The following is a 16,217-nucleotide window of genomic DNA, read 5'->3' on the forward strand; positions in this document are numbered from 1 at the left end:
TTTATGACTTGTATTTAAACCACCTGTACAAGCTTTAACCAAGCTTGTTGAATTGAAGATTGGATACCTTCTGCATCCAATCCACAATCTTTAAGCATCTCACCATGACTGGCTTGTGCTAAGAATTGATCAGGTAAGCCTATGTTCAAAACTGGCTTGAGAATGTGTTCGGCCATTATAAATTCATTCACAGCACTTCCAGCACCACCCATGACTGCATGCTCTTCAACCGTTACAAAAAGTTGGGTTTGATCTGCATATTGTCGAATGATTTGACCATCTAGGGGTTTAACAAAACGCATATTCAAAACGCGTACTGCAACATCCAATTGATCAACTAAAAGCTGAGCAGCATTTTCTGCAACACTCACGCGGCTACCGAAAGCTAAAATAGTAATCACTTCTTCGGCTTTTACATTCAGCTCCAAAGTTAACTCAGCTTTACCAATTTCAAGCGCTGTCAGTTCTTTTTGAATTTCAACACCTAAACCATTTCCGCGTGGATAACGTACTGCAGCAGGACCCGGGTGCAAATAAGCGGTATGTAGCATTTGACGGCATTCATTTTCATCTTTTGGTGCCATAATCACGATATTCGGAACTGTACGCATAAATGCGTAATCATATGCACCAGCATGAGTTGGTCCATCCTCACCTACTAAACCTGCACGATCGATACCAAATGTGACATCAAGGTTTTGTAATGCCACATCATGAATGAGCTGATCATAACCACGCTGTAAGAAGGTTGAATAAATTGCCACTACTGGTTTTAAACCTTCACATGCCATACCAGCAGCTAAGGTCACTGCATGTTGTTCTGCAATTGCCACATCAAAGTAACGATCAGGATATTGTTTGGCGAATTGCACCATACCTGAACCTTCACACATGGCAGGTGTAATGGCTAACAACTTATCATCCAACTGGGCTTCATCACACAACCATTGCCCAAAAACATCAGAATATTTGGGTGCTTTTGTTGAAGCTGATGCAGCATTTAATTTAGCAATTGCGTGATATTTTATTTGATCTACTTCAGCAGGTGCGAAGCCCTTACCTTTCTTGGTATAGATATGAATTAAGCGCGGCCCCTTACGTTTTTTTAAGGCACTAAATACATTAACAAGTTCATCGACATTATGACCATCGAATGGACCAAAATAGTCAAATCCAATCGCTTTAAATAAGTTATCTGCAGCCTCTGTAGCAGCACAATGTAAGCGTGAAGTGTAGTCCCACTCAGGATAATCCCGAATAAATGGATTACCCTGCTCATCAATGTGTACAGATTGCCCTTTTTCCCAAATAGCAGCCAAATGTTTTGCAAAACCACCCGTGCTACATGAAATCGACATATCATTATCGTTCAGTACCACCATGAGATCAGCATTATGTGCAACAGCATCATTCATGGCTTCGAATGCCATCCCTGCTGTCATTGCACCATCACCGATAATTGCAACCACTTCACAAGGATCTTTTTGATAACGACGAGCTAAAGCCATTCCCAAACCCGCTGAAATAGCAGTTGATGAGTGGCCCACACCAAAAGTATCAAACTCAGACTCTTCACGAGCGGGGAACGCCGCTAAGCCATTTTTTGCACGAATTGTTGTTAGTTGCTCACGACGTCCAGTCAAAGCTTTATGTGGATATGCTTGATGACCCACATCCCAAATAAGACGATCATGTGGTGTATTGAAACAATAATGCAAAGCAACAGTTAATTCGATTACACCCAGATTGGCACCGAAATGCCCACCACTTTGTCCAGCAGCATACAAAATAAATTGACGTAGCTCGTCCGACACTTGACTCAATTGTTCTTTGGCTAGTTGACGCAATTGCATTGGATGATCAATCGCATCCAACAAAGGCGTAACAGGACGTTGACTAGGTATTTCGGTATACAACATATGTGGCAATGCCTTCTAAAGCCTGGCAAATCCTAAGCTAGGTAAATGGGTTAGCTCGATTCTTCTTATTGATCGAGAAATCGAAAAAAAACACCTTAAATCAACCACATTTATATTGGTCCAGTGTTGAGCTTTCGCTAAACGGGCGTTGTTAGGTAGCTAGATTATCCTGAATATCGATGCTACTTATCAACTATTATCTTGTGCTTTGCAAAAAAAAGGAAATCTTCTGTGTAAATTTGCACAATGATACTCAACTATGGTCTGATCATTCAGCTATACTTTAGCCAAATTATGAACATGTAATGGAAGTCGCTGTGCCTATAGAGTTTGTTGCCACATCTAAATTACCCACTGCCTTTGGTGATTTTAAAATCACTGTTTTTCAAGATCCTAAAACAGGTGAAGAACACGTAGCATTGTCAAAAGGATTAGATACAGCACCCACCTCTCCTGTCTTGGTACGAATCCATTCCGAATGTTTAACAGGTGATGCTTTTGCTTCATTAAAATGTGATTGTGGCCCACAACTTCAAGCAACTCAAAAACTGATTAACGAAGCAGGACAAGGCGTAATTTTATATTTACGTCAAGAAGGTCGTGGTATTGGTTTAACCAATAAAATTCGTGCTTATGCCTTGCAAGATCAAGGACATGACACAGTGGATGCCAACCTGATGCTCAACTTACCCGCTGATGCGCGTAAATACGATATGTGCAGTATCATGCTGGATCACTTACAAGTGAAAAAAGTCAAACTGGTTACGAATAATCCTCTCAAAATTAAAGCTTTAACTGATTTAGGAATTGATGTGGTTGATCGTGTCCCGTTAACGGTCGGTTTGAATAAATTCAATGAAGAATACTTAAAAACCAAACATGAGCGCATGTCACATATGTATCAAAAGGATGATTTTTAACTACAGCATAATTTAATCGTTGTAAAAAAATACCCCAATGCTTAGGGGTATTTTTTCACTTAGACTCAATCTAATTTGTGAAGATGACTATATCGTCATCGAAAATATCCGATTTTCAGGTTTGTTTCTTTTTAACCTTAAATCGAAAGCCATACAGATATTTCGTACAAATGGTTTTCCAGCTTCCGTTACCTTCAATCCATATTCACTCATCTTCACAAGTTGGTCATTTTGCATTTCAGCTAAATCTTCTAAAACTTGTGGTCGCTGTGCAAAATCCATGTCACCTTGCCAATTCGTCTCAAAGTGGCACATGAGATTTAAAATGTGTTTTCTGATTTTCAAATCTTCTTCTGTTAAAAGATGACCTTTAAAAACTGGAATTTCATTTTGTTCTAATCGAGCATAATAATTTTCAAGCGTCTTTTCATTTTGGGCAAAACCTTGCCAACAATCGCCAATAGCTGACATCCCTAAGCCAATCATCACTTCTGTTTTTGAAACGGTATATCCCATAAAATTACGATGTAATTGTTGGGCTTGAAATACCTGATACATATCATCATGCTCAAGCGCAAAATGATCCATCCCTATTTCATGATATCCAGCAGACAATAATTTTTGTTTTCCTTGCTCATAACACTGTCTTTTCTCTTCATCGCGCGGAACATCATGGTCTTTAAAACCACGTTGCCCATTGCCTTTGATCCATGGTACATGCGCATAACTGTAAAAGGCTAAACGATCTGGCTTAATTTGAATGGTTTGATCAATTGTGTTTAAAACATCATCTAAATATTGAAAGGGCAGCCCGTAGACCAAATCATGCGAAATAGAGGTATAACCAATTTCACGCGCCCATTCTGTAACCTGCTTTACGTGTTCAAAAGGTTGAATTCGGTGGATCGCTTTCTGCACGGTTTCATTATAATCCTGCACGCCAAAGCTAACGCGTCTAAAACCCAATTCAAACAGCGTCTTTAAATGATCGTAAGAAGTATTATTAGGATGTCCTTCAAAACTAAATTGATGATCTTCAGCTACTTGTGATAGCGCTAAAAGCCCATCAATCAACTGTTTAAGATGCTGAGGAGAAAAAAATGTAGGTGTCCCTCCGCCTAGATGTATCTCTTTAATCAAAGGACGCTCTACAAATAACTCACAATACAATTTCCATTCTTTTAACAGAGCCAAAATATAGGGCTGTTCCATTTCATGTTTTTTAGTGATTTTTTTATGACATCCACAAAAAGTACATAAGGACTCGCAAAAAGGTAAGTGAATGTAAAGGCTAATACCATGTTGGCTATTCGATTTATCAAAACGTATTTTGAGTTTTTGCTGCCATAGTACTTGATCAAAAGTCGACTGCTCCCAATACGGAACTGTGGGATAGCTCGTATATCGAGGACCTGGAACATTATATTTTTGCACCAGTGAAACAACGTTTTCGAACATATCCCCACCTTTAAAATCACCACATATTAAAAGCTTAACTGCTTTCAGTCGTCCTATTTTGAGGAGCTTATTCTTTTAATTCAACCTAGTATCTTGGTCAGGATTCATAAGTAAATTCAAATCACAAAGTACGTTTACCCTGACTAAACTTAAATCTCGATCTGCTATATCGATAAAATCACCTTAATCTTTCATACAATTTATGTTTTGATGTAGCTAGTTTTTCATTGCCCAAGAGGCTTGGTATGTCACACCCGACTTCTGCAGATATCCAACGTGTCCGTGAATTTTTACTCGACTTACAAACTCGAATTTGTGCTGCGCTTGAACAACAAGAACAACAAGGTGGCGGTAATGCTCAATTTGAGATCGATGATTGGGAACGTCCCGAAGGTGGTGGTGGCAGATCACGCGTATTGCAAGATGGTACAGTGATCGAAAAAGGTGGTGTGATGTTCTCGCACATCAATATCTCAAAGTTACCAGCATCTGCTACCGAACGACATCCACATATAGCTGGCGCACGAGCACAAGCCATGGGGGTTTCTTTAGTGATCCATCCTAGAAATCCAAATGTGCCGACCTCACATGCCAACGTAAGACTATTTGTCGCAGAAAAAGAAGGACAAGATCCTATTTGGTGGTTTGGCGGCGGTTTTGATTTAACGCCATTTTATCCGAATGATGAAGATGTTAAATCATGGCATCAAACTGCGCACGATCTTTGTGCACCTTTTGGCGATCATGTCTACCAAGATCATAAAAAATGGTGTGATGATTATTTTTATTTGAAGCATCGTGATGAACAACGTGGTGTCGGTGGGTTATTTTTTGATGACTTAAATCAGTGGGATTTCGAAACTTGTTTTAAATACATGCAAGCTGTAGGCAATGGATATCTCAATGCGATTCTACCAATCTTCCAACGTAATCAAGATAAACCCTATAGTGAAGCTCAACGCGATTTCCAATTGTATCGTCGTGGGCGCTATGTGGAATATAACTTAGTTTACGATCGAGGGACGTTATTTGGATTACAAACTGGCGGTCGAATTGAGTCTATTTTAGTAAGTCTTCCTCCATTAACGGGTTGGAAATACAGACCTGAATGGGATGAAGGCTCTGCTGAAAAAAAATTAACCGACTACTATTTAAAACCGAGAGATTGGCTCGCTGAACTGCATTAAATGTAAATCACTCGCCCTGTTAAAACAGGGCTTTTTTGTTGAGCAATATATTCATCCCATTGTCTAACGAAATTGAATAATTCCATTACATTCTCTTAGAAAAAAAGGCACAATAGATAAAATTGATTAAATTTTGTCACACTTCTGACACAGCTCTTAAGTTTAATTTAAGCAAAGTACTGTACAATCAATTTTTACTTGTATTACTCATGGAAGTTTTTACTTCTGCATAAGGAATCGATATGCAACACAACTCTATTCGCGCACGTGTTGTCGTATTTTGGACACTGGTTATTGCTCTTTTGAGTGCAATCAGTACCACTATATTTTCAGAAACACTACTCAATGATAGCTTTGGTTTTAGCTTGATGGTGTTTGCAGCTGTTGGTCTACTGCTCAACATTGCGCATATTTTACTTCATACCCTATTTGAAATTTGTAACCCAAGTCATTAATACACTTCATTGAATATGTTCATATTGGGAACTTTCTGCATTTGACGTATATTGTTTGCCACTTCTTCATCAGGAATTAGAGCAATGCGCAAACAATTTGCCGTAATTGGAAATCCCATTGAACAATCTCGATCTCCAGAGCTTCATCATGCGTTCGCACAAAAGACTGGGGTGCTCCTTGAATATAGCAAACGCCTTGCTCCTCTCGATGGTTTTACACAGAGTATCAATGAATTTTTTAAGACTGGTGGTATTGGTCTGAATGTCACGGTGCCATTTAAAGAACAAGCTTTTACACAATGTGATGTACTCACTGAACGTGCCAAAATTGCAAAAGCAGTAAATACACTATGGATGAAAGATGGTGTATTGCATGGCGACAATACCGATGGGCAAGGACTTGTTGCAGCCATTCAACATCTAAATTGGCCTCTTGAGCAAGCAAGCGTGCTTATTTTAGGCGCAGGTGGTGCAACACGTGGCGTGATTTATCCACTGCATAAAGCTGGTGTAAATAAAATCATGATTGCTAATCGAACGGTTGCTCGCGCAGAGCAATTGATTCAGGACTTACAACCTGCTGTCCCAGATCTAGAGCTAAACGCTTGTGGTCTTGATCACATAGCAGGTGAATTTGATATTGTTATTAATGCTACCTCGGCAAGCTTATCTGGCAATGCAATCAATCTACCTCAACAGTTAAAATTCAAATATGCCTATGAAATGGCCTATGGCAAACCTTCCACTTTCCTTGATCAAGCGAAACAGCGTGGAATTCCGACTGCAGAAGGATTTGGAATGCTCGTTGGACAAGCGATTGAATCTTTCGCGATTTGGAATGGTGTGCGTCCAGAATTAAAAGATTTTATTTAGTTTTTGCACACGTTTAGTGCCTTGTGAATAGTGCAATTTTTTAAATTGCACTTTTTTCTCTCTATAATATCGATTAAATCTCTTCGAATTGATTTTAGTGACATATTTTTAGTGCATATTCAAATTGAATAAATTCAAATTAAACATATGATCATCCACACAACAAAACCAACCTAAGCTTATGTATTAATAATATTATTTTTTCTAATAAACTCCTACTACAACAAATGAATTCAGTTTATATTCATTCATGAGCCTAAACACTAATTCGCAATTCTGACATTTATTTCCGTGACTTACATCAATGTTTTTTTAGTGTTGTAGGTCAATAATCGGAGCATCTAACAAGTATTTTCTCTATTCAAATTAGGAAAAGTTCAATGCCTGCATATAAAGCGCCCGTACGTGATATTCGTTTCTTAATGAACGAGGTTTTTGATTATCCTGCGCACTATAAAACTCTAAGCAACGGCGAAGCTGCTGACTCTGATACTGTCGATATGATTATCGAAGGTGCTGCAGATTTCTGTGAAAATGTATTATCTCCACTTAATCAGTCTGGAGATGAAGAAGGCTGTCATTTTAAAGATGGCGAAGTCAAAACGCCTAAAGGTTTCAAAGAAGCTTACGAGCAGTTTGTACAAGGTGGCTGGCAAGGTCTTTCTTATCCTGAAGAGTTTGGTGGTCAAGCACTGCCTATGTCGCTGAACCTGATCAAATCAGAAATGATGGGTACAGCAAACTGGTCTTTCACGATGTATCCGGGCTTAAGTATGGGTTGTATGAATACCATCATGCAATTTGGTACTGAAGAACAGAAAAACACCTACATGCCTCACCTCACTGCTGGTACATGGTCAGGCACAATGTGTTTAACTGAACCACAATGTGGTACAGACTTGGGTCAAGTTAAAACTAAAGCTGAGCCTAAAGGTGACGGTACTTATGCTATCACAGGTACTAAAATCTTTATTTCTGCGGGTGAACACGATTTAACTGAAAATATCATTCATATTGTGTTGGCACGTCTTCCAGACTCTCCAGCTGGTACGCGTGGTATTTCATTATTCATCGTTCCAAAATTCATCCCAACTGCTGATGGTGGTGTAGGCGAACGCAATCCTGTGACTTGCGGTTCTATTGAACACAAAATGGGGATCAGAGCATCTGCTACTGCCGTACTGAACTTTGATGCTGCAACGGGTTATCTGATTGGTGAAGTCAACAAAGGCTTACACGCAATGTTTACCTTCATGAATACGGCGCGTATCGGAACTGCTGTTCAAGGTTTAGCACATGCAGAACTTGCATTCCAAGGTGCATTACCTTATGCAAAAGAACGTATGTCAATGCGCGCACTCTCAGGTAAAAAAGAGCCTGAAAAAGTAGCTGACTCAATTATCCATCATGCTGATGTTCGTCGTATGCTTTTGACTCAAAAAGCGATTGCTGAAGGTGGCCGTGCAATGATCTATCATGCTGCACAGCTTGCTGACAAAATGACTGATGCTTTAGCTCAAGGTGATCAAGCGAAGTTTGATGATTACGATGATAAATTAGGTTTCTATACCCCAATTTTGAAAGGCTTCTTAACAGAGTTAGGTTTAGAAGCAGCAAACCACGGTATGCAAGTCTTTGGTGGCCATGGTTATATCAAAGAACATGGTATGGAGCAGATCGTTCGTGATGCGCGTATTTCAACGCTTTACGAAGGTACAACTGGTGTTCAAGCACTAGACTTAATCGGTCGTAAAGTACTGTTATCTTCTAAAGGCAAAGTCGTTCGTGACTATACAGCTGAAATCTTAAAATTCTGTGGCCAGCACGCACGCAATAAATACATGCGCCGTTTTGCTTGGGACTTAACTAAGATTTGTGCACAATGGAACGCATTAACTGTACGTATTATGCTTGCTGCACGCAAAGATCGCGACATCGTTTCAAGTGCTTCTGTGGATTACTTAATGTTCTCTGGTTATGCAATGATGGCATATTACTGGGCTCAACAAGCGGCAGTGGCATCAGCGAAGTTAGCATCAGGTGATGGTCAAGAAACTCCTGAGTTTTATAAAGCGAAAATCAAAGTTGCAGATTTCTACTTTGAGCGTTTACTTCCACGTGCTCAAGGTCATGCTGAATCTATGGTTAACCCTTCGAAAACTTTAATGTCTTTAGAAGCTGAACACTTCAGTTTTGATTACTAAGATTTCATAGAAAAAAGACCGCCAAGGCGGTCTTTTTTTATTGATCGAATGAACTATCTTACTTTAAGAATACGAAATTACATTTAGAGCAAGAATACAACAGTGGTATCTTGATCAAACGACATAAATATTCCAAACGAGCTTTTATCAATATATAAAAAGGAAAATAATATGCATAAGACATTGATCTCCCTAACTTTACTCAGTGCAGTCTTTTTCGCTACAAATAGCTTCGCTGAATCGGATATTAAAAATCACCAAAAAACCACGACGTATTCAACAAAGAATTTGAATTACTCGACGAGTGGATCTGCTGAGGTCATTATTCATCGCCCTGTGAGTGAAGTCTTCAATATTTTAACCAATGTGAATCTCTGGCCAAAAATTAATTTGGGTGCAACTCAAGCCATCGAGCCTAAGAATATTCGCGTTCAAAAAGGTACGACTTTTAAAGAGTTTATTAGCAGCCCGATTCCAGGCATAAAAGATTGGAGTAATGAATGGCATGTGATTGAGTTTGAGAAAGATAAGAAGTTTGTTATCGCAACCATAGAGCAATTTGCTCAAGTCCCAATCTATTCAAAAATTACCTATGAATTTGATCGTATCAACGCCAATAGCACAGAATTTGAACGAAAAATTGAAGTAACTTTAGATGATAAATTTATTCAAGGCGCGACAAAACAAGAAGTTGAAGCCCTATATCGTTTTATTGGTTCTCAGTGGGAAATGGCCAATCATTTAAAAAAGTATGTTGAAGATCAACGCTCAAATTAAGGAATAAAAAAGCACCTGATTGAACAACCAATCAGGTGTTGTAAATTAATGCATATATTTTAATGCTCACGGTACTCTTTAATCTCTATTGGCTTATCTTTCACGAGTTCAACTGTTCCCTCATTCAAACCATTGAAATTTTTAAAATGAATTGAAACACAATCTCTATTTGCAAGTTTTACACCACTTGCAGCAACCGCGCTCTTCAAGTGATAAACCGCATCCGAGTTATCCCTGAGTTCTGCCGTCTGAAAATTGTCTTTTGTTTTTAGCTCTAATGTTAAATCCATTGGTCCAGTAAAATGGATCACCTGTTCACCTTCAGCACGAGCAACTTGATCAACTGGCGCTGAAGCTTCAGCATTTAAATGCGCTGGTCTCTCTTGTTCTGACATTTGCTCACTATTTTTGTTTTTTATCAGCACAACCAACGAATGCCAATCCCAAGATTGAAGCCACTAGAACTAATTTCATTTTTATTACCTATCTTGATGAAAACCATTAAAAAAATCATCATTATTTTCACAGTAAAAAAGCGAAATAAATGTGGATTTAACAGTTTCGCTGTTAAAAATTACATTGGAGTTTAACTATAGAACTTACAGAAACTCCTCAAGCAATGAGTTCAAATATAAATGTCCTTGAGCAGTGCATGACAAACGGTTTGGATCATCTACCATTAATTTTCTGTCAATCAATGATTGAACTTGATCTTGGATTGATTGCAAAGATAAACCTGTACGAGCTTCATAATGTGAAGTTGGTACACCTTGATTAAGTCGAAGTGCATTCATCATAAATTCGAATGGCATTTCATCAGCTTCAATTTTCTTAAAATGCAAATGCTCTGCAGGGACTTTCGCTAGATAATCTTTCGGTAATCGTGTTTTTTGGTAACGATATACACCATCACTTAGCGTCACTTTAGCATGCGCACCAGCACCAATCGCTAAGTAATCGCCAAATTGCCAATAATTTAAATTATGTGCTGAGGGTTTTTCTTTACGCCAAGCCGACACTTCGTAGTTAGTAAAATCATTTTCGATTAAATAGGCCTCACCCTGTACCTGAATTTCTTCTAATACATCATCGACAGGCAATATAGGTTGAGTTCGAAAAAATACGGTATTGGGCTCAATGGTTAACTGATACCACGAGATATGTGTAGCACCGTGCTCCACGGCAAGTTTTAAGTCAAGTAATGCTTGTTCAAGCGTTTGTTCAGGTAAGCCGTGCATTAAATCGACATTAATTCGCTTAAAGCCTGCATCTTTCGCCAAACCAATTGCTGAAATTGCATCTTGGTTGGAATGAATACGCCCCAGTTTTTGAAGATGATTCGAGTTAAAGCTTTGGACACCTAAAGACAACCGATTGATCCCCGCCTTTAAATAATCTGCAAATGGATCATGTTCTACCGTTCCCGGGTTGGCTTCTAAGGTAATTTCACAATCATCCTCAAACGGAATCAAAGCGCTTAGCTGAGCAAATAGCCATTGATACCCTTGAGCAGAAATGAGAGAAGGAGTACCTCCACCTATGAACACGCTATGAATTTGACGACCCTGAGCAAAATTTATCTGTGTTTTGAAATCCTCAACCAATGCTTGTAAATATTCTTTCTCCAACGTCATGGACAATGCCCCATTGGGTACTGCATGCGAATTAAAGTCGCAATATGGACATTTACGCACACACCACGGCATATGAATATAAAGTGACAATGGAATATCTTGTGGATTCAAAGTAGCCAAACGTACAGCTCAAAACTTAAAAAACTTATTTTAACATGACTACACCATAACGCTCAGAACTGATTCAGTTTTTACTTTACACTCAATATAAAACAAGGACGTGGGTGCATTTATGTTTAAAGTCGCGAGCCAATTTTTATTCTTTATCCCTTTAGCGCTGGGGATCGGAATCGCAATGACCTTCCAAACTGCGATTAACACACAATTACGTGAATATTTATATTCTCCATTACAAGCTGCACTTTTATCATTTTTGATTGGTACAATAGTTCTCGCAATACTGGTTTTTTTTCAACAGACTGAAAAACCACAATTGAGCGAAATTGTACAAATTCCTTGGCATCTTTGGCTTGGCGGTTTTTTAGGTGTTTATGCCATCAGTATTAGTATTTATTCCGCACCTAAATTAGGTTTCTTAACCTTATCGGCATTAATTATTTTTGGACAGATTGTTATGTCCATGATAGTCGACCATTTTGGAATTTTAGGTACAGAAAAAATTGCCATTAATTGGCAGCGCATTTTGGGTGGCGTGGTGATTTTTATAGGTGTGCTTCTCACTTTACAACGCTAAACCTTCATTCTAAGCACATAAAAACGATGAGTAATTTTTGTGTCTAATGTGACTGCAACTTCCAACATCAGTTATGAATTAAAAAAACTATTTCATCTCATGATCCCAATCTTGATTACGCAATTTTCGCAAGCAGGATTAGGACTGATTGATACTATTATGGCAGGACATTTATCTGCATTAGACTTAGCGGCAATTGCTGTCGGGGTAGGTCTTTGGATTCCTGTCATGTTGCTATTTAGCGGTATTATGATTGCAACAACGCCGTTGGTTGCTGAAGCAAACGGTGCGAGGACTCCAGAGAAAATTGCCACTATTACACGACAAGCATTATGGGTTGCTTTAGTTCTCGGGATTATTGCTGGTCTAGTCTTACAGATTCTCCCCTATACGCTTCCTCTTCTTGGCGTTCCAGAATCACTTCACCATAAAGCTGGCCTATTTTTACATGCGATTGGATTCGGTATGCCAGCGGTCACCATGTTTGCTGCACTACGAGGATACTCTGAGGCGATTGGTAATCCACGCCCAGTGACTGTGATCAGTTTAATGGCCTTAGTCGTACTTATTCCGCTTAATTTTGTGTTTATGTATGGTCTAGGTCCAATTCCTGCATTGGGAAGTGCTGGATGTGGATTTGCAACGGCAATTCTACAGTGGCTGATGCTGATCACGTTGGCATTGTATATCTTGAATAATCAGGCATATCAAAAAACCCAACCCTTTAGTCATTTTGAAAAAATTGATCGCTACTGGTTAAAACGCATCCTTGCTTTAGGTTTCCCAATTGGATTGGCTATCTTCTTTGAAGTCAGTATTTTCAGTACTGCAGCAATTGTATTGAGTCCATTGGGTGAAATTACGGTAGCAGCGCATCAGATCGCCATCTCCATTACGTCACAATTATTTATGATCCCGATGTCTCTCGCGATCGCACTTACCATCCGAGTGGGAACGTATTATGGTGAAAAGGATTACCAATCTATGCGTAAAGTCCAATGGTTGGGTTTAGCAACAAGTACTGTACTGGCAGTAATGACCATGGTTTTATTGTGGGTCTTCCGCCATCAAATTGTCGCGTTATATACCTCTGATGTATTGGTGACTCAAATTGCGGTTTACTTGGTTCTATTCGCTGTTGCTTACCAACTGATGGACGCTTGGCAAATCAGTGCTGCAGGATGTCTAAGAGGCATGCAAGATACGAAGGGTCCTATGTGGATTACTATGCTTGCCTATTGGGTGATTGCATTCCCTGTAGGCGTATATCTCTCTAGATTTACCAACATTGGTCCTGCGGGTGTATGGATTGGATTGATCGTGGGGTTAAGTATTGCCTGTGTACTCTTACTCGGACGTTTATATATGAATAATCAGCGACTTGAGCGTAGTCAATCATCATGAACAATAAATCCCGAATGCTCGGGATTTATTTTTTTTTGCCAATCATTTACTTACAACTCATTAACAATTTCAAATATGCATCTTTTGATTTGTCGCCTATGATCAAATCAGAAGATGAAAATAATGAATCGAGGTTCTCAACTCATGGCAAACAAAGCGAGCTCTCCCGGCCGTCGTTTCATGAAACTCGCAGGTATGACTGCAAGTATTGCTACTAAAACCGTGTCCAACTCTATCCGCACCTTTAATGCAGATGATGATAAAAAAAACGAAGCACGCAGTAAGCTCTTTCAAGACATTGGTGTTCAAATTGCAGACACCCTTGGGGAAATGAAAGGTGCTGTAATGAAAGTTGGTCAAATTGCATCACAATACAAAGATATTTTCCCGCCTGAAGTCGCAAAGGCTATTGCTAAATTACAACGTCAAGCCCCTGCGATGCCCTTCCAGCAAATCAAGCAACAAGTTGAAAAAGAACTTGGTCAGCCACTGTTAGATGTTTTTAAAACATTTGATGAACAACCTTTTGCAGCAGCTTCGATTGGGCAAGTTCATAAAGCAACCTTAAAAAATGGCCAAGAAGTCGTTGTAAAAGTACAGTACCCAGGCGTAGATGAAGCATGCGAAAGCGATTTAAAACAAGTCCGCTTGGCTTTACGTTTGATGGGTGTATTAAAAGTCGATAAAAAATTACAAGATCGATTATTTGCAGAAATTCAAGACAGCTTACACGAAGAGCTCAACTATGAAATTGAAGCGCAAAATTTAGAGGTATTTAGAACCTTCCATCAAGCATTGGATTCTAAAATTATTATCCCACAAGTTTTCAAAGATTATTCCAGCAGACGAGTTCTTACATTGAGCTTAGAAGCAGGTGACAATATTGAAACAGCAAGCACTTGGCCGCTTGAAACACGTAACGAAATTGGTCGTCGACTAATTCAGGCTCTTGGCCATCAGATTTTCTATCTAAAACGCTTTCATTGTGATCCGCATCCTGGCAATTTTGCTTTCCGCTCCGATGGTAGTGTCATCATCTATGATTTCGGTGGTGTTAAAACCTTATCTGCTGAACTGGTGGATCGATTTAAAAAATTAGTTCGCGCTGGTCGTGCTGAAAATATCCAAGAGATTGAACAGCATTTATTCGCATTGGATGCTCTTGCTGAAACAGGAAAATTCCCTGAGGAACTTTACAAACAATGGTTAGAAGTGTTGCTCAGACCCCTTACCACTCAATACAATTTTGCTGAAAACTCATCTCATCATGATGGCGTCATTTTAGTGAAAAAATCACTTAAGTATTGGGATACATTTAAGCCCTCTCCAGACACATTAATGGTCAATCGTACTATTTCTGGACACTATTGGAATCTGATTAACTTAAAAGTCGATGACAATCTCAATGATTTGTTTGAAACGCTCGTTCCTAATTGAAAAATTAACAAGACCTTACAATGCTCATTGTTGTTATGTTATATTATAACATTATATAAATAATTCGGAGTGTTTCCATGCGTCCCAATATTCATCCTGAATACCATGAAGTACTGTTTCATGATACCAACGCAGATCAGTATTTCATCATCGGTAGTACGATTCAGTCAAAGCAAACCAAAGAATATCAAGGGAAAACTTACCCCTATGTCACGCTAGATATTTCAAGTGCTTCGCACCCTTTCTATACTGGTGAAGTCCGTCAAGCTAATAATGAAGGACGTGTGGCAAGTTTCAATAAGCGTTTCGGTCGCTTTAAACGTAAATAATAAAATTTTCGACTCTCACTATTTTAAAGCCTAAATTTACTCCTCCAATTTAGGCTTTTTTTTATTCTTATCGTTATTTATGGGTTAAATAAAATTGAGTAAAGGAAAAACTCAAAACCAATCCCAAGAGTCCAATCATGATACTACTCACAACATACATCAGTGCCAAATTGTATTGCCCAGATTTTATCAATTGAAAAGTTTCCAAGCCAAAACTTGAGAATGTGGTAAAACCACCTAATATGCCAACCATAAAAAATAGGCGAGCCTCATGTTGTAATACAGGATATTGTAAACTGAATGCAAAAAATCCCCCTGCTAGAACACAGCCCAAGATATTCACAATCCAAGTTGCCCATGGAAATTGATCTGCATTTTGCATGAACCACATACTGGTCATATATCGAAGTGTTGCACCAATCGCTCCACCACATGCTACCCATAACCAACTCATATTATGTCCGTTCTCGTGTATTGATCATATTTCCCCCTTAAAAAGTAACGAATTATTGTCTTGGATTCACGCGTTTTTTCGTTAAGATGTAGCAAATTTAAACGTGTAAGGACTCAATTATGGCTCAAGCATTATTGGAACAATTAAAAAATGGCGAAGCAAAATTTGCCGACGTAATTTCATTTATTGAAGCAGGTTATACACATACGCCAACCGCATTTAGTAATGGTCAACAATATAATGCCAGTAATGAAAATCAAGGGAGTGCTAAAGTTTTTTCCTTTGCCAAATTAAATGGTCTTTCTCAAGAACAAACATTACAGCTTTTTGCAGAACACTACGCTTCTGTTCTGGCGACACCTGAAGCATCAGATCATCAAAATATCCGTCAATTCATGATTCATGGATGGGATGGCATTAAATTTGAAGGAAATGCACTCACTGCGAAATAATCATAAATAAAGACTAGCGC

Annotated in this window: 16 protein-coding genes; 11 read left to right on the top strand and 5 right to left on the bottom strand. The window is 38.9% G+C overall.

Annotated elements, in window-relative coordinates:
• Window positions 1-14: 14 nt before the first annotated feature.
• A complete protein-coding gene (dxs, locus tag AC1M9N_RS11785) occupies window positions 15-1,919 on the bottom strand; it encodes a 1-deoxy-D-xylulose-5-phosphate synthase (RefSeq protein WP_481592053.1) in 1,905 nt (634 codons plus the stop codon).
• A gap of 317 nt (window positions 1,920-2,236) precedes the next feature.
• On the opposite strand from dxs, the gene ribA reads away from it, so the two are divergent.
• Entirely contained in the window at window positions 2,237-2,839 is a 603-nt protein-coding gene (gene ribA, locus AC1M9N_RS11790) for a GTP cyclohydrolase II (RefSeq protein WP_180028265.1), read from the top strand.
• Window positions 2,840-2,926: 87 nt separating this feature from the next.
• Here the strand turns inward: ribA and hemN are convergent, their stop codons facing one another.
• Complete coding sequence (gene hemN, locus AC1M9N_RS11795) at window positions 2,927-4,297, bottom strand: oxygen-independent coproporphyrinogen III oxidase (RefSeq protein WP_481954804.1); 1,371 nt, start codon at window positions 4,295-4,297, stop codon at window positions 2,927-2,929.
• Between the two features lie 245 nt (window positions 4,298-4,542).
• On the opposite strand from hemN, the gene hemF reads away from it, so the two are divergent.
• The 5 genes from hemF to AC1M9N_RS11820 all read left to right on the top strand — a co-directional run bounded on the left by hemF (window position 4,543) and on the right by AC1M9N_RS11820 (window position 9,793).
• Window positions 4,543-5,484 (top strand): oxygen-dependent coproporphyrinogen oxidase, encoded by a 942-nt coding sequence (gene hemF / locus AC1M9N_RS11800; protein WP_179999238.1) that lies wholly within the window; start codon window positions 4,543-4,545, stop codon window positions 5,482-5,484.
• 242 nt (window positions 5,485-5,726) lie between these two features.
• Window positions 5,727-5,939 (top strand): hypothetical protein, encoded by a 213-nt coding sequence (locus AC1M9N_RS11805; protein WP_035265018.1) that lies wholly within the window; start codon window positions 5,727-5,729, stop codon window positions 5,937-5,939.
• Window positions 5,940-6,023: 84 nt separating this feature from the next.
• Window positions 6,024-6,812 (top strand): shikimate dehydrogenase, encoded by a 789-nt coding sequence (gene aroE, locus AC1M9N_RS11810; protein WP_481954805.1) that lies wholly within the window; start codon window positions 6,024-6,026, stop codon window positions 6,810-6,812.
• A 380-nt stretch (window positions 6,813-7,192) separates the two neighbouring features.
• Window positions 7,193-9,016, top strand: a complete 1,824-nt coding sequence (locus tag AC1M9N_RS11815) for an acyl-CoA dehydrogenase C-terminal domain-containing protein (protein ID WP_481596519.1) — start codon at window positions 7,193-7,195, stop codon at window positions 9,014-9,016.
• 171 nt (window positions 9,017-9,187) lie between these two features.
• Window positions 9,188-9,793: an SRPBCC family protein gene (locus tag AC1M9N_RS11820; RefSeq protein WP_481954806.1), complete on the top strand. Its 606-nt coding sequence runs from the start codon at window positions 9,188-9,190 to the stop codon at window positions 9,791-9,793.
• 59 nt (window positions 9,794-9,852) lie between these two features.
• On the opposite strand, the gene AC1M9N_RS11825 is transcribed toward AC1M9N_RS11820, so the two are convergent.
• Window positions 9,853-10,188: a hypothetical protein gene (locus AC1M9N_RS11825; protein WP_481610302.1), complete on the bottom strand. Its 336-nt coding sequence runs from the start codon at window positions 10,186-10,188 to the stop codon at window positions 9,853-9,855.
• A 204-nt stretch (window positions 10,189-10,392) separates the two neighbouring features.
• Window positions 10,393-11,547 (bottom strand): radical SAM family heme chaperone HemW, encoded by a 1,155-nt coding sequence (gene hemW / locus AC1M9N_RS11830; protein ID WP_481610301.1) that lies wholly within the window; start codon window positions 11,545-11,547, stop codon window positions 10,393-10,395.
• 112 nt (window positions 11,548-11,659) lie between these two features.
• Here hemW and AC1M9N_RS11835 point away from each other — a divergent pair, with 112 nt between their 5' ends.
• From AC1M9N_RS11835 to AC1M9N_RS11850, 4 genes are all read left to right on the top strand, one after another.
• Window positions 11,660-12,121 (top strand): DMT family transporter, encoded by a 462-nt coding sequence (locus AC1M9N_RS11835; protein WP_035264998.1) that lies wholly within the window; start codon window positions 11,660-11,662, stop codon window positions 12,119-12,121.
• A gap of 99 nt (window positions 12,122-12,220) precedes the next feature.
• Window positions 12,221-13,525, top strand: a complete 1,305-nt coding sequence (locus AC1M9N_RS11840) for an MATE family efflux transporter (protein ID WP_481610329.1) — start codon at window positions 12,221-12,223, stop codon at window positions 13,523-13,525.
• A 144-nt stretch (window positions 13,526-13,669) separates the two neighbouring features.
• Window positions 13,670-14,962: an ABC1 kinase family protein gene (locus AC1M9N_RS11845; protein ID WP_481594925.1), complete on the top strand. Its 1,293-nt coding sequence runs from the start codon at window positions 13,670-13,672 to the stop codon at window positions 14,960-14,962.
• Window positions 14,963-15,039: 77 nt separating this feature from the next.
• A complete protein-coding gene (locus tag AC1M9N_RS11850) occupies window positions 15,040-15,291 on the top strand; it encodes a type B 50S ribosomal protein L31 (protein ID WP_035264993.1) in 252 nt (83 codons plus the stop codon).
• A gap of 73 nt (window positions 15,292-15,364) precedes the next feature.
• Here the strand turns inward: AC1M9N_RS11850 and crcB are convergent, their stop codons facing one another.
• Window positions 15,365-15,745, bottom strand: coding sequence for a fluoride efflux transporter CrcB (gene crcB, locus AC1M9N_RS11855; RefSeq protein ID WP_481586767.1), 381 nt, complete (start codon window positions 15,743-15,745; stop codon window positions 15,365-15,367).
• A gap of 119 nt (window positions 15,746-15,864) precedes the next feature.
• On the opposite strand from crcB, the gene AC1M9N_RS11860 reads away from it, so the two are divergent.
• The gene (locus AC1M9N_RS11860; RefSeq protein ID WP_035264987.1) at window positions 15,865-16,197 is read left to right on the top strand and encodes a HopJ type III effector protein; all 333 of its coding nucleotides are present in this window, start codon (window positions 15,865-15,867) and stop codon (window positions 16,195-16,197) included.
• The last annotated feature ends 20 nt before the right edge of the window (window positions 16,198-16,217 follow it).

The organism is Acinetobacter sp. ANC_7655 (genome assembly GCF_056784015.1).